This is a genomic window from Algibacter miyuki, assembly GCF_030409805.1.
Lineage (GTDB): Bacteria > Bacteroidota > Bacteroidia > Flavobacteriales > Flavobacteriaceae > Algibacter > Algibacter miyuki.
This window is the reverse complement of the sequence record NZ_JAUFQP010000022.1, coordinates 1-20,893: the sequence shown is the minus strand read 5'-3', so window position 1 is coordinate 20,893 and position 20,893 is coordinate 1. Positions and strand designations below refer to the sequence as shown.

Here is a 20,893-nt window from a genome sequence, read left to right as displayed (position 1 = left end):
TTACCAGGTTAAAAAGTGGCATACCGCCTTCACGCTTCTGTTAAAATATAATGGAAAACAACAAGATTATTACGCTATTGGCGCCGATACCGACAACAATACTCTTTACGAAAAAACAACAACCGATGCATATAATTGGTTGGATGCTTCCATAAAAAAAATCGTTTACAATAACCAATTTCAAGCCACACTTGGCGGCCGAAACTTACTCGATATTACCCGTGTTAATGTTAGCCAAACCACTGGTGGTGTGCACTCATCTAACGGAGACGGCCTTTTACTGGGCTACGGGCGTTCATTTTATTTAAAACTACTATATAATCTTAATTTTAAAATCAGTAACTATGTTAAACAAATTAATCACACTTATTCTATGCATTTCCATTTTTTCAATAACCAGTTGTAGTGAAGACGATGGTCCAACCGAACTTATTAAAGTTGTTATTGATGGTGCTGCGCTAGCCCCTAATACTGGTGGTTCTAATGAACAAAATCAAGTATATATTGACTTGAGCACTAGCACATCTACAGCAGTACAGCGTGACTCATGGGATTTAGGCTTCTATTCCGGGTCTGAGTTTAGAGTAGCCCTTAACGGATCTATTTATATGACTGCGGCCAAACTATCGGTAACAGATATAGATGCCGTCAATTCCACAGATACAGAAGTTTTAGATTTTCAAACGAAAGCCGTCGTGGGTTCTGCTGGGTCTCAAATTTATATCGATGCTCCAAATGGTGATATTACAGAAACTGCCATTTCGGAAATTTCTGATACTGATGAAAACAACCCCGTTTATCTAATAAACTTAGGTGATGAAGTTGGTACAGAACCTGCCTCTACAGGAAGTGTTGCTATATCGGGAGATGCCAGAGGATGGAAAAAAATTAGAATTCTGAAAAGCGGTGACAATTATATTTTACAATATGCCGATTTAGATGCTACAACCCACAAAGAAGTAACACTATCTAAAAATACTGAATTTAACTACACCTTCTTCAGTTTTAATACTGAAAACGTAGTTTCTGTTGAACCTAAAAAAGAAAACTGGGATTTAAACTTTACCGTTTTCACAAATGAAATCGTGGGTTATGGTGCTTATGGGTTTTCCGATTTTGTGGTAAACAATACAAAGGCCGACGTACAAGTGTACATGGTGGATACTGAGATAGAAACCACTCTAAATTACACCGATTTTACACTTGCAGATGTTGATGCATCTAACTTCTCTACAGACCAACGTGGTATTGGCAATAGCTGGAGAAATAGTGGTGGTCCATCAACTTTACCGTCATTAAAAACGAATATGTTTTTATGTAATAAACGATACCGATGGTAACCTTTATAAACTACAACTAATCGCCTTAACAAATACCGATGGCGAACGTGGCCACCCGGAGTTTATTTATAGCTTATTAGTAGAATAAAATATCTAAGCAAGCCACAAAAAAAAGCCTAACTTTAAAAGTTAGGCTTTTTTATATTTTTACATTATCCTGTTTTTGTTTATTTCAATCCGCGTAATACTAATACTGGTAGTTTACTGTGAAAATCTTTTTTAAGAATCGCATTTTTCTCCCATTTCTTAGCAAAGAACCCACGTTTACGGCGTACCACACAAAGCATATCTGGGTTATGCGATCTGTAATGCTCTAACACCCCTTGAAACGTTGTTGCATTTCCACTTTTAGTTATGCTGTTTGCTAAAGTTTCTAAAGTTTCATTCACATCAAAATCACCTTCATTATAATACGGTGTTTTCACTAGAAGTAAATTCACTTCAGCTTTAAAAATATCCTTTATTTCAATTAACGGATTTAACGCTTTTTTCCTTTTGATAATGGCCGATTTCATAGCCAGCAAAACACTTTTCACGGGTTTAAATACATAACCTTCTGGCACAATTAGTGCCGGTATATTAGTTTGTTTAATAATTTTTCCTGAAGTTTTCCCCAAATACACTTCATCTTTAATAGAGTTTGTTCTTGGTTCTACTAAAATTAAATCTACATCGGCAGCTTTACAAGCTTTTTCAAGAGTATCAACTAATTTTCCTTTTAAAACTTTTACGATAACCTCAACGCTTTTTTTATCAATTTGAGCTACTAAATTATCTAAAAAAGCCTGACTTTCACGCTGTATCAAGTCATCAACCCGAATCATTGTTCCAGCCTTAGTGTAAACATTATAAATTTGTACAACAAAAAGTTTCGCGCCTACAGCTTCTGCAAAATCAACTGCATATTGTAAATGACTTACGGCGTTTTTCGACGATCCAACGGGAACTAAAATATTCTTCATAATAACTATAATATTAAATACTAAATTTGCGGCTTATAACTAATGTAAAAGTAAACATTAAAAACAACTCATGTAAGCCCAAACCCACAAAATAGAATTAAGAATCATTTCTAATACCACTTCGTGAACACAAACATAAGTTTTAAATATATAAATAAATTAGCAATTCCTGCGTTAATTGCCGGAATTTCCGAACCCATCCTGTCGATTACCGATACCGCAATTATCGGAAACATTGATACCAACGCAACCGAATCGTTAGCTGCAGTTGGTATTGTTGGTACTTTTATTTCGATGCTTATTTGGGTTTTGGGACAAACTCGAAGCGCAATTTCATCAATCATATCGCAATATTTAGGTGCCAATAAATTAGATGCTATTAAAAACCTACCTGCCCAAGCTATATTAATAGTTACCTTACTTAGTGTATTAATTATTGTTGGCACATACCCGTTTGCTGAAACTATTTTCAAACTCTATAATGCCACGGGTAGCATTCTAGATTATACGGTAGATTATTACCAAATTCGCGTTTTTGGCTTTCCCTTTACACTTTTTACTATGGCTGTTTTTGGTGTATTTCGCGGACTCCAAAACACCTATTACCCCATGGTAATTGCCTCTATTGGTGCATTACTAAACATTGTTCTAGATTATATTTTTGTATTTGGCATCACTAATTACATTCCTGCCATGAATATAAAAGGTGCTGCTTACGCCAGCTTAATAGCTCAAATTACAATGGCGCTTTTGGCAGCCATATACGTGCTTAAAAAAACAGATATTCCTTTAAAACCCAGCTTTCCGCTGCACAAAGAGATTAATAAATTCATCATCATGATTCTTAATTTATTTGTCCGCACTTTAGCCTTAAATATCACACTATATTTTGCCACCCGTTTTGCCACAGGCTACGGTGCAGCCCATATTGCAGCCTATACCATTTGCATTAATTTATGGTTTTTCGCCGCCTTTTTTGTCGATGGTTATGCGAGTGCCGGTAATATTTTGTCGGGTAAATTATACGGTGCCAAAGCCTACCCTGTTTTACTACAATTAGGTAACAAACTTATACGTTATGGCATAGCTACCGGTTTTGCTTTAGCCCTTTTCGGAGTCTTATTTTATTATCCTTTAGGACGCCTTTTTAGTAAAGACCCCGAAGTTTTATCGCTTTTTTATAACACCTTTTGGCTGGTTCTACTCATGCAGCCATTTTGCGCATTAGCCTTTATTTACGATGGTATTTTTAAAGGTCTTGGCAAAATGAAATTCCTTAGAAATGTCCTTTTATTCGCCACCAACCTCGTTTTTATCCCCATATTATTTTGGTTAGACAGCCTAGGCTACCAACTTCACGGTATTTTTATCGCTCTAACCTTTTGGATTATAGCCCGTGGCGTACCCTTGATAATAAAATTTCGAAAAATATTTATACCGCTCTCTCAAAAAACTTAACTTTGATAAAAATTCCAAACACAGTAAAACCACAATATGGACACTCTCTCATTTTTAAGCGGAAATGGACTTTTTCTGATCTTAGGTATAGTATTAATAGTAGTTTACGTAGTAAACCGTAGAAAAAAAAGATAATGGGTAATAACATTCGAATTACAAAACAATTCTCTTTCGAAACTGGTCATGCCCTTTACGGGTACGATGGTAAATGTAAAAACGTACACGGCCACAGTTACAAACTATCGGTAACTGTAATAGGGAAACCTATAACAGATTCTACCAACGTAAAATACGGTATGGTAATCGATTTTGGCGACCTTAAAAAAATTGTAAAAGAAGAAATTGTAGATGTTTTCGATCATGCTACCGTTTTCAACCAAAACACGCCACACGTCGAGCTTGCCAAAGAACTTCAAGCCCGCGACCACAACGTATTATTGGTAGATTACCAACCCACTAGCGAAATGATGGTGCTCGATTTTGCTCAAAAAATTAAGAATCGCCTACCAAACCACATCAGTTTACACTCACTAAAATTACAAGAAACCGACAGCTCTTTTGCGCAGTGGTACGCTTCCGATAATATTTAGGGCGTTACCCTTCGGGTCGGGCTTTGCGTTACAAGTCCTCGCACTTCCTGCGTCAGGCTTTGGGCTATCCACTACAATCCCTAACGCAGGCCTATTTGCTAAGGTTTTGTGCATACCCGATATTATTTCAGTAAAACAAATGAATTCGTAAACAAATCTTGGCGGTTTTACCCGCGTTAGGGATTGATGCGGCATCCTTTTTTTGTGGTTTGAAATCGCACGAAACGCTATTGATTTCCGCACTAATTTAAGTAAAGCCAAAACAACATAGAACGCCCAAAAAAAGATACAGCGGAAAGCCCGGCCCTTTTTAGGGAACGCCAAAATAGAACCAAAAAAGATGTGTTTTATTGAAACGCCGCCGTATGCCAAATGGGATAATTTAAGTAAGTAACGGGTTTAAATCCAAAAAGATGCTTATTTTTACCTCGCTATATAATAATAGCAAGCGTAAACAGTTATTATTTTAGACTAAAAATTCCCGAATTGAAAACAGCGTTTAAAACCATACTAACCTTATTACTTACAACTATTTTAGTGGTGAGTTGCTCCCGAAAAAAAGACAAATTTGTAAGTCGAAATTTTCATGCAGTAACCACTGAATTTAACACGCTTTATAACGGTAATATTGCTTTAGAACAAGGGCAAAATAGCCTAAACATGGCTTATTTTGATAATTATTGGGATGTGCTACCCATTGAGCGCATGCAGATACGCGAAGAAGTTATGCTGCCTGGGCAATCTAAAAACGAAGATTTTACGCGTGCTGAAGAAAAGGCTGTAAAAGCGATTCAGAAACATAGTATGAATATTAATGGTAAGGAGGTGAATCCGCAAATGGATGAAGCGTATTTACTATTGGGAAAGGCGCGCTATTTCGATCAGCGTTTTGTTCCCGCTTTGGAAGCTTTCAACTACATTCTTTACAAATACCCAGCGAGCGATAAAATAAATCAGGCTAAAGTCTGGCGCGAAAAAACCAATATGCGTTTAGATAATAACGAATTGGCTATAAAAAACTTAAAACGCTTACTAAAACAAGAGGCATTAGAGAAACAAGATTTGGCCGATGCGACATCTATGTTAGCTCAAGCGTATATTAACACAAAATCTGTGGATAGTGCCATAACGCAACTTGAAATTGCGGCGCAAGCCACTAGAAAAAATGACGAACGCGGACGTTACCGCTTTATTCAAGCGCAACTGTACAACCAATTAGGTTATAGAGACAGTGCGAATATTGCTTTTGATAAAGTGATTGAACTAAACCGAAAAACACCAAGAATCTATATGATTACGGCTTATTTGGAAAAGTTTAAAAATTTTGATTTTGAAAACGACGACAAATTTGAGGCCATAGAATTATTAACCAAACTCGAGGAAGATCGAGAAAACAGACCATTTTTAGATAAAATTTTTCATCAAATTGGTGAGTTTCATTTAGGTAATGCTTCGGATACTTTAGCGGTTGATTATTATAACAAATCGTTGCGCACCAACTCACAAGACAAATTATTACAGGCTAGAAATTATGAAACTTTGGCTTATATGTATTTTGATAATTCGGAATACGCAAGAGCTGGCGCTTATTTTGATAGTACGATGATCAACTTAACATTAAACTCTAAACCCTACCGCATAGTTAAACGTAAACGCGATAATTTAGAAGATGTTATTTATTATGAGGCTATTGCAAAAACGAACGATAGCATTTTACATTTAGTGCATTTACCAGAGGCCGAACGTTTAGCCATGTTTGAAACTTTTGTAAGCGACCTTAAAGTGAAAGCTGAAGAAGAACAGCTACAAGCCGAAGCTGCTGAACGTAATGCGAACACCGGCTTAGTTACAGCAAATAATATACCTACATCGGGAAATAACATACCGCAACGAGGATTGCCTGGGCAAGCGGCTCAATTCTATTTTTATAACCCAACTACAGTGGCTTATGGTAAAAATGAATTTGTAAAAATTTGGGGTAATCGAAAATTAGAAGATAATTGGAGATGGTCTAGCAAAGGAGCATCGGCAACCGGAAATGATGTTTCTAGTTCCGCAACCGATTTATTAGCCTTAGCTTCGGATGAAGAGAAATTTGACCCTCAATTTTACATTTCTAAAATACCTACTGAAACTAAGGAAATTGATAGTATTTCTAAAGAACGTAATTATGCTTACTACCAATTAGGTCTTATTTATAAAGAGAAATTTAAGGAATATGAATTATCTAAATCGAAATTTCAAGATTTATTAGATAGTAACCCTGAGGAACGATTAATTCTACCTTCGAAATATAATTTATACAAGATTTATGAAATTTTAGGTCAAAATGATGAAGCATCGATCGCCAAAAACGATATTATAAAAAGCTATCCAGAGTCGCGTTACGCTACTATTTTAGAAAACCCAGAATTAGTTTCGGATAAGGATGAAAATAGCCCAGCTAGTCTTTACGAAGCCTTGTACCTACAGCATGAAAACCAAGAGTATGCCGAAGTTATTTCTAAAAGTGAAACCTATATAAAACGTTTTGACGGCGAACCTATGGTTCCGAAGTTCGAACTTTTAAAAGCGACTGCTAGCGGACGTTTATTAGGTTTTGAAGCTTATAAAAAAGCCATCAATCATTTAGCAGTAACTTATGCCAATACCAAAGAAGGCAAACAGGCTCAAAAAATTGAAACCGAACTACTGTCTAGAATTTCAAGTACTGATTTTGTTACGGCCATAGATAGCATTACTACAAATTACAAAGTTGTTTTTCAGTTTAATAAAAACGAAAAAGAGGCTATAACCACGTTTAAAAAAACCTTAGATGACGTTTTAAAAGAAATTAAATATTACAGACTATCATCTTCCGTAGATGTTTACAATGCTGAAAAAACCTTTGTTTTAGTACATGGCTTAAAAAATGAAGCTGTTGCAAAAACCTTCACGCAACTATTAACCGATAAAAACAAAAAGAAGATACAGAAACCTTTCTTCGTGATTTCGTCGGCTAATTATCAAGTTGTCCAAATACATAAAAATTTAGACCCCTACCTTAACAGAAATAACCAATAACCCTAACCCGTTATGTTTTCAGATAACAAAAAAAGTAAACAAATGTCAGATGTAAGTTCCTCCCAAAATATAATAGCAAAAGGCACCAAAATAGTTGGCGACTTTAATAGTGAGGGCGATTTTAGAATTGATGGTAGTATTGAAGGCAGTATTAACACCCCAGGAAAAGTGGTAGTTGGTAAAAGCGGATCTATCAAAGGTTCTTTAAACGGCACAGACGCCCATTTTGAAGGTCGTTTTTCTGGCACATTAACATTGTCGGGCACGTTAACATTAAAATCTACTGCACATATTGAAGGTGAAGTGGTAGCTAGTAAATTAGCTGTAGAACCTGGCGCAACTTTTAATGTAACCTGCGTAATGCAAGGTGGCGCAAAAAACACAACCCATGGCGGAACAAGACAAAAAGAAAAAGAAGCTTAATCCTTATATTCGTTTTTCATCTATGGCTATCCAAATGGGTGTTACCATATATTTAGGTAGCAAATTAGGTGAATGGCTCGATGTGAAATTTGATAACAGCAACCAACTGTATTACAAAGTTGTGACTTTAGCATCTGTTTTTATTGCTATGTTTGCCGTTATTAAACAGGTTACTAACTTGCAGAAATAAACACGCCAAAGTATCGCGATTTGATAACCCCTCTAAATTGAATAGCATTCTTGATTGTAAAAATCATGTCATTTCAAAAAAATCAATCTTATATAACATCTCATTAATGGCTAAACGTATTCTAGTTGTCACCAGTATTTTTTTTATTTTATTTCTAGCAGCTTATAACCTTCAAGCGTATTTAACAACAGAAAGTATTTCGTTCTCGTTGCTTCATGTTTATCTATTTCATTTAATAGCGGCCATAATCGTTTATACTTCCGTAGAAATAGTAGCCGAAAAACTACCAAATCAGGCCGGATATGCTTATTTAACTTTAATGTTTATAAAAATTGGTGCCTTTGTTTTAATTTTTCAATCTACCGTTTTTGCCAACGACAATTTATCGCAAATGGAACGTATTGCGTTAGTTATACCCTTATTTCTGTTTTTAATCATCGAAGCTGTTAGTGTTTCAAAGCTTTTAAACAGTAAATAACAGCCAATTTTCAGTTAAATTTCGCGCAAAAATTATTTAGAGAAAAATCTAACTAAAAAAAGCCTCTGACTTTTTAAATTATTACTTACATTTGCACAAAATTTACAGAGCATAAATTTACAATAGTTACAAAAAGTATGATGGTGGCAAAAAAATCTATCAAGTTTATAGCAGTTTTAGTTTTAGCGTTGTTTTCAATATCTTCTTATGGAGATGATGCAAAGCATGAACCAGGCAACAAAGTAGATACGCAGGAGGAAATTAATGAATACATTGCACATCACTTAAAAGATTCGCACGATTTTCATTTCTACACGCACAACGAATCTGGTACACACTACAGTTTTCCTTTACCTGTAATTGTTTGGACAAGCAATGGTTTAAAAACCTTCATGTCTTCAGAATTTCACCATGATGATAGCGGTAAAGTTATTGTTGATGCTGGTGATACTAAGTTAGTAAAACTTCACAGTAAAATATACGAATTAGAAAGTGGTGCTTCTACAATTAATTTTGATGAAGATCACCATGCTACTAATGCACATAAAGTTTTAGATTTCTCTATTACTAAATCGGCCTTCGGAATGATATTAGCTGGTTTATTAATGTTATTAGGTTTTGGCGCTTTAGCTAGAGGTTATAAAAACGGAAAATCTATTCCAACAGGATTTGCTAGAGTATTAGAACCTTTAGTAATTTATGTTCGTGATGAAATTGCAAGACCAAATATTGGAGAGAAAAAGTACCGTAAATTTATGGGCTTCCTTTTAACCGTATTTTTCTTTATCTGGATATTAAACTTATTAGGTTTAACACCACTAGGTTTTAACGTAACAGGACAGATAGCCGTAACAGCATGTTTAGCTATTTTCACGGTAATTATTTACTTAGTTAGTGGTTCTAAAGATTTCTGGGCACACACCTTATGGATGCCAGGTGTTCCTTATATATTACGTCCAATACTTGCCGTTATCGAGCTTGTTGGTTTTGTAGTTATTAAGCCTTTCTCATTATTAATACGTTTGTTTGCAAATATAACAGCAGGTCACTTTGTAGTGATGAGCTTAATTGCTTTAATGATTACTTTAAAAGCAGACTTCGGCCCTGTGGTTTCTACAGGAATGTCGTTAGTGTTATCATTATTTATTATGGTAATCGAAATTTTAGTAGCCTTTTTACAAGCGTTTATTTTCACGATGTTATCATCGTTATTTATTGGTATGGCCGTTGAAGAACACGACGATCATCATTAAAATTGAATTTGTTTAATTAATATTTATAAAAATCAAATTACTATGTACAATTTAATTGGAGCAGGATTAATCGTTATCGGTGGTGGTATCGGATTAGGTCAAATTGGTGGAAAAGCAATGGAAGGTATTGCTCGTCAACCTGAAGCAGCTGGAAAAATCCAAACTGCCATGATCATCATCGGAGCCTTATTAGAAGGTTTAGCATTCGGTGCATTAATCTTAGGGAAATAAGAATTTCCTAAAAAACAAAAGAAACAGAATCCTGTAACGGTTGGTTGCAGGACCTGTTTTCAAATTAAACAAAAAAAGACACTAACAACTAATTTATAGTTTTCATGGATCAGTTATTACATGATTTTTCACCGGGCTTATTTTTTATGCAAGCCATTATCTTATTAATATTAATAGTATTAATGAGAAAATTTGCTTGGAAACCCATTTTAGACGCTTTACAAACTAGAGAAGACGGCATTCAAGATGCTTTGGATTCTGCTGAAAATGCAAAGTTAGAAATGCAAAACCTTCAAGCTGATAACCAAAAGTTATTACAAGAAGCTAGAGCAGAACGCGAAGAAATGCTTAAAGAAGCACGCGAGATGAAAAACACAATGATTGAAGACGCTAAATCGGAAGCGGAAGCACAAGCAAACAAAATGATAGTACAAGCGCAAGCGGCTATCGAAGCACCTTCGATAGCCGCTTGCGCTTGTACTATCATTTTGTTTGCTTGTGCTTCCGCTTCCGATTTAGCGTCTTCAATCATTGTGTTTTTCATCTCGCGTGCTTCTTTAAGCATTTCTTCGCGTTCTGCTCTAGCTTCTTGTAATAACTTTTGGTTATCAGCTTGAAGGTTTTGCATTTCTAACTTTGCATTTTCAGCAGAATCCAAAGCATCTTGAATGCCGTCTTCTCTAGTTTGTAAAGCGTCTAAAATGGGTTTCCAAGCAAATTTTCTCATTAATACTATTAATATTAATAAGATAATGGCTTGCATAAAAAATAAGCCCGGTGAAAAATCATGTAATAACTGATCCATGAAAACTATAAATTAGTTGTTAGTGTCTTTTTTTGTTTAATTTGAAAACAGGTCCTGCAACCAACCGTTACAGGATTCTGTTTCTTTTGTTTTTTAGGAAATTCTTATTTCCCTAAGATTAATGCACCGAATGCTAAACCTTCTAATAAGGCTCCGATGATGATCATGGCAGTTTGGATTTTTCCAGCTGCTTCAGGTTGACGAGCAATACCTTCCATTGCTTTTCCACCAATTTGACCTAATCCGATACCACCACCGATAACGATTAATCCTGCTCCAATTAAATTGTACATAGTAATTTGATTTTTATAAATATTAATTAAACAAATTCAATTTTAATGATGATCGTCGTGTTCTTCAACGGCCATACCAATAAATAACGATGATAACATCGTGAAAATAAACGCTTGTAAAAAGGCTACTAAAATTTCGATTACCATAATAAATAATGATAACACTAACGACATTCCTGTAGAAACCACAGGGCCGAAGTCTGCTTTTAAAGTAATCATTAAAGCAATTAAGCTCATCACTACAAAGTGACCTGCTGTTATATTTGCAAACAAACGTATTAATAATGAGAAAGGCTTAATAACTACAAAACCAACAAGCTCGATAACGGCAAGTATTGGACGTAATATATAAGGAACACCTGGCATCCATAAGGTGTGTGCCCAGAAATCTTTAGAACCACTAACTAAGTAAATAATTACCGTGAAAATAGCTAAACATGCTGTTACGGCTATCTGTCCTGTTACGTTAAAACCTAGTGGTGTTAAACCTAATAAGTTTAATATCCAGATAAAGAAAAATACGGTTAAAAGGAAGCCCATAAATTTACGGTACTTTTTCTCTCCAATATTTGGTCTTGCAATTTCATCACGAACATAAATTACTAAAGGTTCTAATACTCTAGCAAATCCTGTTGGAATAGATTTTCCGTTTTTATAACCTCTAGCTAAAGCGCCAAAACCTAATAACATTAATAAACCAGCTAATATCATTCCGAAGGCCGATTTAGTAATAGAGAAATCTAAAACTTTATGTGCATTAGTAGCATGGTGATCTTCATCAAAATTAATTGTAGAAGCACCACTTTCTAATTCGTATATTTTACTGTGAAGTTTTACTAACTTAGTATCACCAGCATCAACAATAACTTTACCGCTATCATCATGGTGAAATTCTGAAGACATGAAGGTTTTTAAACCATTGCTTGTCCAAACAATTACAGGTAAAGGAAAACTGTAGTGTGTACCAGATTCGTTGTGCGTGTAGAAATGAAAATCGTGCGAATCTTTTAAGTGATGTGCAATGTATTCATTAATTTCCTCCTGCGTATCTACTTTGTTGCCTGGTTCATGCTTTGCATCATCTCCATAAGAAGATATTGAAAACAACGCTAAAACTAAAACTGCTATAAACTTGATAGATTTTTTTGCCACCATCATACTTTTTGTAACTATTGTAAATTTATGCTCTGTAAATTTTGTGCAAATGTAAGTAATAATTTAAAAAGTCAGAGGCTTTTTTTAGTTAGATTTTTCTCTAAATAATTTTTGCGCGAAATTTAACTGAAAATTGGCTGTTATTTACTGTTTAAAAGCTTTGAAACACTAACAGCTTCGATGATTAAAAACAGAAATAAGGGTATAACTAACGCAATACGTTCCATTTGCGATAAATTGTCGTTGGCAAAAACGGTAGATTGAAAAATTAAAACAAAGGCACCAATTTTTATAAACATTAAAGTTAAATAAGCATATCCGGCCTGATTTGGTAGTTTTTCGGCTACTATTTCTACGGAAGTATAAACGATTATGGCCGCTATTAAATGAAATAGATAAACATGAAGCAACGAGAACGAAATACTTTCTGTTGTTAAATACGCTTGAAGGTTATAAGCTGCTAGAAATAAAATAAAAAAAATACTGGTGACAACTAGAATACGTTTAGCCATTAATGAGATGTTATATAAGATTGATTTTTTTGAAATGACATGATTTTTACAATCAAGAATGCTATTCAATTTAGAGGGGTTATCAAATCGCGATACTTTGGCGTGTTTATTTCTGCAAGTTAGTAACCTGTTTAATAACGGCAAACATAGCAATAAAAACAGATGCTAAAGTCACAACTTTGTAATACAGTTGGTTGCTGTTATCAAATTTCACATCGAGCCATTCACCTAATTTGCTACCTAAATATATGGTAACACCCATTTGGATAGCCATAGATGAAAAACGAATATAAGGATTAAGCTTCTTTTTCTTTTTGTCTTGTTCCGCCATGGGTTGTGTTTTTTGCGCCACCTTGCATTACGCAGGTTACATTAAAAGTTGCGCCAGGTTCTACAGCTAATTTACTAGCTACCACTTCACCTTCAATATGTGCAGTAGATTTTAATGTTAACGTGCCCGACAATGTTAATGTGCCAGAAAAACGACCTTCAAAATGGGCGTCTGTGCCGTTTAAAGAACCTTTGATAGATCCGCTTTTACCAACTACCACTTTTCCTGGGGTGTTAATACTGCCTTCAATACTACCATCAATTCTAAAATCGCCCTCACTATTAAAGTCGCCAACTATTTTGGTGCCTTTTGCTATTATATTTTGGGAGGAACTTACATCTGACATTTGTTTACTTTTTTTGTTATCTGAAAACATAACGGGTTAGGGTTATTGGTTATTTCTGTTAAGGTAGGGGTCTAAATTTTTATGTATTTGGACAACTTGATAATTAGCCGACGAAATCACGAAGAAAGGTTTCTGTATCTTCTTTTTGTTTTTATCGGTTAATAGTTGCGTGAAGGTTTTTGCAACAGCTTCATTTTTTAAGCCATGTACTAAAACAAAGGTTTTTTCAGCATTGTAAACATCTACGGAAGATGATAGTCTGTAATATTTAATTTCTTTTAAAACGTCATCTAAGGTTTTTTTAAACGTGGTTATAGCCTCTTTTTCGTTTTTATTAAACTGAAAAACAACTTTGTAATTTGTAGTAATGCTATCTATGGCCGTAACAAAATCAGTACTTGAAATTCTAGACAGTAGTTCGGTTTCAATTTTTTGAGCCTGTTTGCCTTCTTTGGTATTGGCATAAGTTACTGCTAAATGATTGATGGCTTTTTTATAAGCTTCAAAACCTAATAAACGTCCGCTAGCAGTCGCTTTTAAAAGTTCGAACTTCGGAACCATAGGTTCGCCGTCAAAACGTTTTATATAGGTTTCACTTTTAGAAATAACTTCGGCATACTCTTGGTTTTCATGCTGTAGGTACAAGGCTTCGTAAAGACTAGCTGGGCTATTTTCATCCTTATCCGAAACTAATTCTGGGTTTTCTAAAATAGTAGCGTAACGCGACTCTGGATAGCTTTTTATAATATCGTTTTTGGCGATCGATGCTTCATCATTTTGACCTAAAATTTCATAAATCTTGTATAAATTATATTTCGAAGGTAGAATTAATCGTTCCTCAGGGTTACTATCTAATAAATCTTGAAATTTCGATTTAGATAATTCATATTCCTTAAATTTCTCTTTATAAATAAGACCTAATTGGTAGTAAGCATAATTACGTTCTTTAGAAATACTATCAATTTCCTTAGTTTCAGTAGGTATTTTAGAAATGTAAAATTGAGGGTCAAATTTCTCTTCATCCGAAGCTAAGGCTAATAAATCGGTTGCGGAACTAGAAACATCATTTCCGGTTGCCGATGCTCCTTTGCTAGACCATCTCCAATTATCTTCTAATTTTCGATTACCCCAAATTTTTACAAATTCATTTTTACCATAAGCCACTGTAGTTGGGTTATAAAAATAGAATTGAGCCGCTTGCCCAGGCAATCCTCGTTGCGGTATGTTATTTCCCGATGTAGGTATATTATTTGCTGTAACTAAGCCGGTGTTCGCATTACGTTCAGCAGCTTCGGCTTGTAGCTGTTCTTCTTCAGCTTTCACTTTAAGGTCGCTTACAAAAGTTTCAAACATGGCTAAACGTTCGGCCTCTGGTAAATGCACTAAATGTAAAATGCTATCGTTCGTTTTTGCAATAGCCTCATAATAAATAACATCTTCTAAATTATCGCGTTTACGTTTAACTATGCGGTAGGGTTTAGAGTTTAATGTTAAGTTGATCATCGTACTATCAAAATAAGCGCCAGCTCTTGCGTATTCCGAATTATCAAAATACATATAAGCCAAAGTTTCATAATTTCTAGCCTGTAATAATTTGTCTTGTGAGTTGGTGCGCAACGATTTGTTATAATAATCAACCGCTAAAGTATCCGAAGCATTACCTAAATGAAACTCACCAATTTGATGAAAAATTTTATCTAAAAATGGTCTGTTTTCTCGATCTTCCTCGAGTTTGGTTAATAATTCTATGGCCTCAAATTTGTCGTCGTTTTCAAAATCAAAATTTTTAAACTTTTCCAAATAAGCCGTAATCATATAGATTCTTGGTGTTTTTCGGTTTAGTTCAATCACTTTATCAAAAGCAATATTCGCACTGTCTCTATAACCTAATTGGTTGTACAGTTGCGCTTGAATAAAGCGGTAACGTCCGCGTTCGTCATTTTTTCTAGTGGCTTGCGCCGCAATTTCAAGTTGCGTTATGGCACTATCCACAGATTTTGTGTTAATATACGCTTGAGCTAACATAGATGTCGCATCGGCCAAATCTTGTTTCTCTAATGCCTCTTGTTTTAGTAAGCGTTTTAAGTTTTTTATAGCCAATTCGTTATTATCTAAACGCATATTGGTTTTTTCGCGCCAGACTTTAGCCTGATTTATTTTATCGCTCGCTGGGTATTTGTAAAGAATGTAGTTGAAAGCTTCCAAAGCGGGAACAAAACGCTGATCGAAATAGCGCGCCTTTCCCAATAGTAAATACGCTTCATCCATTTGCGGATTCACCTCCTTACCATTAATATTCATACTATGTTTCTGAATCGCTTTTACAGCCTTTTCTTCAGCACGCGTAAAATCTTCGTTTTTAGATTGCCCAGGCAGCATAACTTCTTCGCGTATCTGCATGCGCTCAATGGGTAGCACATCCCAATAATTATCAAAATAAGCCATGTTTAGGCTATTTTGCCCTTGTTCTAAAGCAATATTACCGTTATAAAGCGTGTTAAATTCAGTGGTTACTGCATGAAAATTTCGACTTACAAATTTGTCTTTTTTTCGGGAGCAACTCACCACTAAAATAGTTGTAAGTAATAAGGTTAGTATGGTTTTAAACGCTGTTTTCAATTCGGGAATTTTTAGTCTAAAATAATAACTGTTTACGCTTGCTATTATTATATAGCGAGGTAAAAATAAGCATCTTTTTGGATTTAAACCCGTTACTTACTTAAATTATCCCATTTGGCATACGGCGGCGTTTCAATAAAACACATCTTTTTTGGTTCTATTTTGGCGTTCCCTAAAAAGGGCCGGGCTTTCCGCTGTATCTTTTTTTGGGCGTTCTATGTTGTTTTGGCTTTACTTAAATTAGTGCGGAAATCAATAGCGTTTCGTGCGATTTCAAACCACAAAAAAAGGATGCCGCATCAATCCCTAACGCGGGTAAAACCGCCAAGATTTGTTTACGAATTCATTTGTTTTACTGAAATAATATCGGGTATGCACAAAACCTTAGCAAATAGGCCTGCGTTAGGGATTGTAGTGGATAGCCCAAAGCCTGACGCAGGAAGTGCGAGGACTTGTAACGCAAAGCCCGACCCGAAGGGTAACGCCCTAAATATTATCGGAAGCGTACCACTGCGCAAAAGAGCTGTCGGTTTCTTGTAATTTTAGTGAGTGTAAACTGATGTGGTTTGGTAGGCGATTCTTAATTTTTTGAGCAAAATCGAGCACCATCATTTCGCTAGTGGGTTGGTAATCTACCAATAATACGTTGTGGTCGCGGGCTTGAAGTTCTTTGGCAAGCTCGACGTGTGGCGTGTTTTGGTTGAAAACGGTAGCATGATCGAAAACATCTACAATTTCTTCTTTTACAATTTTTTTAAGGTCGCCAAAATCGATTACCATACCGTATTTTACGTTGGTAGAATCTGTTATAGGTTTCCCTATTACAGTTACCGATAGTTTGTAACTGTGGCCGTGTACGTTTTTACATTTACCATCGTACCCGTAAAGGGCATGACCAGTTTCGAAAGAGAATTGTTTTGTAATTCGAATGTTATTACCCATTATCTTTTTTTTCTACGGTTTACTACGTAAACTACTATTAATACTATACCTAAGATCAGAAAAAGTCCATTTCCGCTTAAAAATGAGAGAGTGTCCATATTGTGGTTTTACTGTGTTTGGAATTTTTATCAAAGTTAAGTTTTTTGAGAGAGCGGTATAAATATTTTTCGAAATTTTATTATCAAGGGTACGCCACGGGCTATAATCCAAAAGGTTAGAGCGATAAAAATACCGTGAAGTTGGTAGCCTAGGCTGTCTAACCAAAATAATATGGGGATAAAAACGAGGTTGGTGGCGAATAAAAGGACATTTCTAAGGAATTTCATTTTGCCAAGACCTTTAAAAATACCATCGTAAATAAAGGCTAATGCGCAAAATGGCTGCATGAGTAGAACCAGCCAAAAGGTGTTATAAAAAAGCGATAAAACTTCGGGGTCTTTACTAAAAAGGCGTCCTAAAGGATAATAAAATAAGACTCCGAAAAGGGCTAAAGCAAAACCGGTAGCTATGCCATAACGTATAAGTTTGTTACCTAATTGTAGTAAAACAGGGTAGGCTTTGGCACCGTATAATTTACCCGACAAAATATTACCGGCACTCGCATAACCATCGACAAAAAAGGCGGCGAAAAACCATAAATTAATGCAAATGGTATAGGCTGCAATATGGGCTGCACCGTAGCCTGTGGCAAAACGGGTGGCAAAATATAGTGTGATATTTAAGGCTAAAGTGCGGACAAATAAATTAAGAATCATGATGATGAATTTATTAATCTCTTTGTGCAGCGGAAAGCTGGGTTTTAAAGGAATATCTGTTTTTTTAAGCACGTATATGGCTGCCAAAAGCGCCATTGTAATTTGAGCTATTAAGCTGGCGTAAGCAGCACCTTTTATATTCATGGCAGGAATGTAATTAGTGATGCCAAATACAAAAATATAATCTAGAACAATGTTTAGTAATGCACCAATAGAGGCAATTACCATGGGGTAATAGGTGTTTTGGAGTCCGCGAAATACACCAAAAACAGCCATAGTAAAAAGTGTAAAGGGAAAGCCAAAAACGCGAATTTGGTAATAATCTACCGTATAATCTAGAATGCTACCCGTGGCATTATAGAGTTTGAAAATAGTTTCAGCAAACGGGTATGTGCCAACAATAATTAATACACTAAGTAAGGTAACTATTAATATAGCTTGGGCAGGTAGGTTTTTAATAGCATCTAATTTATTGGCACCTAAATATTGCGATATGATTGATGAAATTGCGCTTCGAGTTTGTCCCAAAACCCAAATAAGCATCGAAATAAAAGTACCAACAATACCAACTGCAGCTAACGATTCGGTTGCGTTGGTATCAATGTTTCCGATAATTGCGGTATCGGTAATCGACAGGATGGGTTCGGAAATTCCGGCAATTAACGCAGGAATTGCTAATTTATTTATATATTTAAAACTTATGTTTGTGTTCACGAAGTGGTATTAGAAATGATTCTTAATTCTATTTTGTGGGTTTGGGCTTACATGAGTTGTTTTTAATGTTTACTTTTACATTAGTTATAAGCCGCAAATTTAGTATTTAATATTATAGTTATTATGAAGAATATTTTAGTTCCCGTTGGATCGTCGAAAAACGCCGTAAGTCATTTACAATATGCAGTTGATTTTGCAGAAGCTGTAGGCGCGAAACTTTTTGTTGTACAAATTTATAATGTTTACACTAAGGCTGGAACAATGATTCGGGTTGATGACTTGATACAGCGTGAAAGTCAGGCTTTTTTAGATAATTTAGTAGCTCAAATTGATAAAAAAAGCGTTGAGGTTATCGTAAAAGTTTTAAAAGGAAAATTAGTTGATACTCTTGAAAAAGCTTGTAAAGCTGCCGATGTAGATTTAATTTTAGTAGAACCAAGAACAAACTCTATTAAAGATGAAGTGTATTTGGGGAAAACTTCAGGAAAAATTATTAAACAAACTAATATACCGGCACTAATTGTGCCAGAAGGTTATGTATTTAAACCCGTGAAAAGTGTTTTGCTGGCTATGAAATCGGCCATTATCAAAAGGAAAAAAGCGTTAAATCCGTTAATTGAAATAAAGGATATTTTTAAAGCTGAAGTGAATTTACTTCTAGTGAAAACACCGTATTATAATGAAGGTGATTTTGATGTGAATGAAACTTTAGAAACTTTAGCAAACAGCATAACTAAAAGTGGAAATGCAACAACGTTTCAAGGGGTGTTAGAGCATTACAGATCGCATAACCCAGATATGCTTTGTGTGGTACGCCGTAAACGTGGGTTCTTTGCTAAGAAATGGGAGAAAAATGCGATTCTTAAAAAAGATTTTCACAGTAAACTACCAGTATTAGTATTACGCGGATTGAAATAAACAAAACAGGATAATGTAAAAATATAAAAAAGCCTAACTTTTAAAGTTAGGCTTTTTTTTGTGGCTTGCTTAGATATTTTATTCTACTAATAAGCTATAAATAAACTCCGGGTGGCCACGTTCGCCATCGGTATTTGTTAAGGCGATTAGTTGTAGTTTATAAAGGTTACCATCGGTATCGTTTATTACATAAAACATATTCGTTTTTAATGACGGTAAAGTTGATGGACCACCACTATTTCTCCAGCTATTGCCAATACCACGTTGGTCTGTAGAGAAGTTAGATGCATCAACATCTGCAAGTGTAAAATCGGTGTAATTTAGAGTGGTTTCTATCTCAGTATCCACCATGTACACTTGTACGTCGGCCTTTGTATTGTTTACCACAAAATCGGAAAACCCATAAGCACCATAACCCACGATTTCATTTGTGAAAACGGTAAAGTTTAAATCCCAGTTTTCTTTTTTAGGTTCAACAGAAACTACGTTTTCAGTATTAAAACTGAAGAAGGTGTAGTTAAATTCAGTATTTTTAGATAGTGTTACTTCTTTGTGGGTTGTAGCATCTAAATCGGCATATTGTAAAATATAATTGTCACCGCTTTTCAGAATTCTAATTTTTTTCCATCCTCTGGCATCTCCCGATATAGCAACACTTCCTGTAGAGGCAGGTTCTGTACCAACTTCATCACCTAAGTTTATTAGATAAACGGGGTTGTTTTCATCAGTATCAGAAATTTCCGAAATGGCAGTTTCTGTAATATCACCATTTGGAGCATCGATATAAATTTGAGACCCAGCAGAACCCACGACGGCTTTCGTTTGAAAATCTAAAACTTCTGTATCTGTGGAATTGACGGCATCTATATCTGTTACCGATAGTTTGGCCGCAGTCATATAAATAGATCCGTTAAGGGCTACTCTAAACTCAGACCCGGAATAGAAGCCTAAATCCCATGAGTCACGCTGTACTGCTGTAGATGTGCTAGTGCTCAAGTCAATATATACTTGATTTTGTTCATTAGAACCACCAGTATTAGGGGCTAGCGCAGCACCATCAATAACAACTTTAATAAGTTCGGTTGGACCATCGTCTTCACTACAACTGGTTATTGAAAAAATGGAAATGCATAGAATAAGTGTGATTAATTTGTTTAACATAGTTACTGATTTTAAAAATTAAGATTATATAGTAGTTTTAAATAAAATGAACGCCCGTAGCCCAGTAAAAGGCCGTCTCCGTTAGATGAGTGCACACCACCAGTGGTTTGGCTAACATTAACACGGGTAATATCGAGTAAGTTTCGGCCGCCAAGTGTGGCTTGAAATTGGTTATTGTAAAACGATTTTTTTATGGAAGCATCCAACCAATTATATGCATCGGTTGTTGTTTTTTTCGTAAAGAGTATTGTTGTCGGTATCGGCGCCAATAGCGTAATAATCTTGTGTTTTCCATTATATTTTAACAGAAGCGTGAAGGCGGTATGCACTTTTTAACCTGGTAAGTCGCGCTTG

Annotated in this window: 22 protein-coding genes and 3 pseudogenes; 13 read left to right on the top strand and 12 right to left on the bottom strand. The window is 35.4% G+C overall.

Annotation, left to right across the window (positions count from 1 at the left end; all coding sequences use genetic code 11):
• The 3 genes and pseudogenes from QWY92_RS20290 to QWY92_RS20280 form a co-directional block, all read left to right on the top strand.
• Positions 1-406 (top strand): annotated as a pseudogene (locus QWY92_RS20290) (hypothetical protein); the annotation flags it as partial.
• Positions 345-1,340, top strand: coding sequence for an HmuY family protein (locus tag QWY92_RS20285; protein WP_290274971.1), 996 nt, complete (start codon positions 345-347; stop codon positions 1,338-1,340). The pseudogene QWY92_RS20290 and the gene QWY92_RS20285, both read left to right, overlap by 62 nt.
• A complete protein-coding gene (locus tag QWY92_RS20280) occupies positions 1,306-1,428 on the top strand; it encodes an HmuY family protein (protein ID WP_336622123.1) in 123 nt (40 codons plus the stop codon). Before QWY92_RS20285 ends, QWY92_RS20280 begins: the two co-directional genes overlap by 35 nt.
• Before the next feature lie 79 nt (positions 1,429-1,507).
• Here QWY92_RS20280 and QWY92_RS20275 read toward each other — a convergent pair whose 3' ends face one another.
• Positions 1,508-2,302, bottom strand: coding sequence for a universal stress protein (locus tag QWY92_RS20275; RefSeq protein ID WP_290269172.1), 795 nt, complete (start codon positions 2,300-2,302; stop codon positions 1,508-1,510).
• 123 nt (positions 2,303-2,425) lie between these two features.
• On the opposite strand from QWY92_RS20275, the gene QWY92_RS20270 reads away from it, so the two are divergent.
• The 9 genes and pseudogenes from QWY92_RS20270 to atpF all read left to right on the top strand — a co-directional run.
• Entirely contained in the window at positions 2,426-3,760 is a 1,335-nt protein-coding gene (locus QWY92_RS20270; protein ID WP_290269173.1) for an MATE family efflux transporter, read from the top strand.
• A 134-nt stretch (positions 3,761-3,894) separates the two neighbouring features.
• Positions 3,895-4,350, top strand: coding sequence for a 6-pyruvoyl trahydropterin synthase family protein (locus QWY92_RS20265; RefSeq protein WP_290269175.1), 456 nt, complete (start codon positions 3,895-3,897; stop codon positions 4,348-4,350).
• A gap of 486 nt (positions 4,351-4,836) precedes the next feature.
• A complete protein-coding gene (porW, locus tag QWY92_RS20260) occupies positions 4,837-7,413 on the top strand; it encodes a type IX secretion system periplasmic lipoprotein PorW/SprE (RefSeq protein ID WP_290269176.1) in 2,577 nt (858 codons plus the stop codon).
• A gap of 12 nt (positions 7,414-7,425) precedes the next feature.
• Positions 7,426-7,836, top strand: coding sequence for a bactofilin family protein (locus tag QWY92_RS20255; protein WP_290269177.1), 411 nt, complete (start codon positions 7,426-7,428; stop codon positions 7,834-7,836).
• On the top strand, positions 7,802-8,026 hold the full coding sequence (locus QWY92_RS20250; RefSeq protein WP_290269178.1) for an AtpZ/AtpI family protein: 225 nt from the start codon (positions 7,802-7,804) through the stop codon (positions 8,024-8,026). The genes QWY92_RS20255 and QWY92_RS20250 overlap by 35 nt, the downstream gene beginning before the upstream one ends.
• Before the next feature lie 106 nt (positions 8,027-8,132).
• Positions 8,133-8,504 (top strand): DUF6168 family protein, encoded by a 372-nt coding sequence (locus QWY92_RS20245; protein ID WP_290269179.1) that lies wholly within the window; start codon positions 8,133-8,135, stop codon positions 8,502-8,504.
• A 137-nt stretch (positions 8,505-8,641) separates the two neighbouring features.
• Positions 8,642-9,757: a F0F1 ATP synthase subunit A gene (atpB, locus tag QWY92_RS20240; RefSeq protein ID WP_290269181.1), complete on the top strand. Its 1,116-nt coding sequence runs from the start codon at positions 8,642-8,644 to the stop codon at positions 9,755-9,757.
• A gap of 42 nt (positions 9,758-9,799) precedes the next feature.
• Entirely contained in the window at positions 9,800-9,988 is a 189-nt protein-coding gene (atpE, locus tag QWY92_RS20235; RefSeq protein WP_004569351.1) for an ATP synthase F0 subunit C, read from the top strand.
• 104 nt (positions 9,989-10,092) lie between these two features.
• A pseudogene (gene atpF / locus QWY92_RS20230) lies at positions 10,093-10,464 on the top strand (F0F1 ATP synthase subunit B); the annotation flags it as partial.
• A 32-nt stretch (positions 10,465-10,496) separates the two neighbouring features.
• Here the strand turns inward: atpF and QWY92_RS20720 are convergent.
• The 9 genes and pseudogenes from QWY92_RS20720 to QWY92_RS20185 all read right to left on the bottom strand — a co-directional run.
• Positions 10,497-10,715, bottom strand: a pseudogene (locus tag QWY92_RS20720) (F0F1 ATP synthase subunit B family protein); the annotation flags it as partial.
• A gap of 182 nt (positions 10,716-10,897) precedes the next feature.
• Complete coding sequence (gene atpE, locus QWY92_RS20220) at positions 10,898-11,086, bottom strand: ATP synthase F0 subunit C (RefSeq protein ID WP_004569351.1); 189 nt, start codon at positions 11,084-11,086, stop codon at positions 10,898-10,900.
• A 42-nt stretch (positions 11,087-11,128) separates the two neighbouring features.
• Positions 11,129-12,244, bottom strand: a complete 1,116-nt coding sequence (gene atpB / locus QWY92_RS20215; protein WP_290269181.1) for a F0F1 ATP synthase subunit A — start codon at positions 12,242-12,244, stop codon at positions 11,129-11,131.
• Between the two features lie 137 nt (positions 12,245-12,381).
• Positions 12,382-12,753 carry a DUF6168 family protein gene (locus QWY92_RS20210; protein ID WP_290269179.1) on the bottom strand — a complete coding sequence of 124 codons (372 nt, stop codon included), beginning with the start codon at positions 12,751-12,753 and terminating at the stop codon, positions 12,382-12,384.
• Between the two features lie 106 nt (positions 12,754-12,859).
• Positions 12,860-13,084: an AtpZ/AtpI family protein gene (locus tag QWY92_RS20205; RefSeq protein WP_290269178.1), complete on the bottom strand. Its 225-nt coding sequence runs from the start codon at positions 13,082-13,084 to the stop codon at positions 12,860-12,862.
• Positions 13,050-13,460, bottom strand: a complete 411-nt coding sequence (locus tag QWY92_RS20200) for a bactofilin family protein (RefSeq protein ID WP_290269177.1) — start codon at positions 13,458-13,460, stop codon at positions 13,050-13,052. Before QWY92_RS20200 ends, QWY92_RS20205 begins: the two co-directional genes overlap by 35 nt.
• A gap of 12 nt (positions 13,461-13,472) precedes the next feature.
• Positions 13,473-16,049 carry a type IX secretion system periplasmic lipoprotein PorW/SprE gene (porW, locus tag QWY92_RS20195; RefSeq protein WP_290269176.1) on the bottom strand — a complete coding sequence of 859 codons (2,577 nt, stop codon included), beginning with the start codon at positions 16,047-16,049 and terminating at the stop codon, positions 13,473-13,475.
• 486 nt (positions 16,050-16,535) lie between these two features.
• Positions 16,536-16,991 (bottom strand): 6-pyruvoyl trahydropterin synthase family protein, encoded by a 456-nt coding sequence (locus QWY92_RS20190; RefSeq protein ID WP_290269175.1) that lies wholly within the window; start codon positions 16,989-16,991, stop codon positions 16,536-16,538.
• 134 nt (positions 16,992-17,125) lie between these two features.
• Entirely contained in the window at positions 17,126-18,460 is a 1,335-nt protein-coding gene (locus tag QWY92_RS20185) for an MATE family efflux transporter (protein ID WP_290269173.1), read from the bottom strand.
• Positions 18,461-18,583: 123 nt separating this feature from the next.
• On the opposite strand from QWY92_RS20185, the gene QWY92_RS20180 reads away from it, so the two are divergent.
• Positions 18,584-19,378, top strand: a complete 795-nt coding sequence (locus QWY92_RS20180) for a universal stress protein (protein WP_290269172.1) — start codon at positions 18,584-18,586, stop codon at positions 19,376-19,378.
• Positions 19,379-19,456: 78 nt separating this feature from the next.
• On the opposite strand, the gene QWY92_RS20175 is transcribed toward QWY92_RS20180, so the two are convergent.
• Positions 19,457-20,539 carry an HmuY family protein gene (locus QWY92_RS20175; protein WP_290269170.1) on the bottom strand — a complete coding sequence of 361 codons (1,083 nt, stop codon included), beginning with the start codon at positions 20,537-20,539 and terminating at the stop codon, positions 19,457-19,459.
• A gap of 11 nt (positions 20,540-20,550) precedes the next feature.
• On the bottom strand, positions 20,551-20,868 hold the full coding sequence (locus QWY92_RS20170; protein ID WP_290274966.1) for a hypothetical protein: 318 nt from the start codon (positions 20,866-20,868) through the stop codon (positions 20,551-20,553).
• Positions 20,869-20,893: the final 25 nt, after the last annotated feature.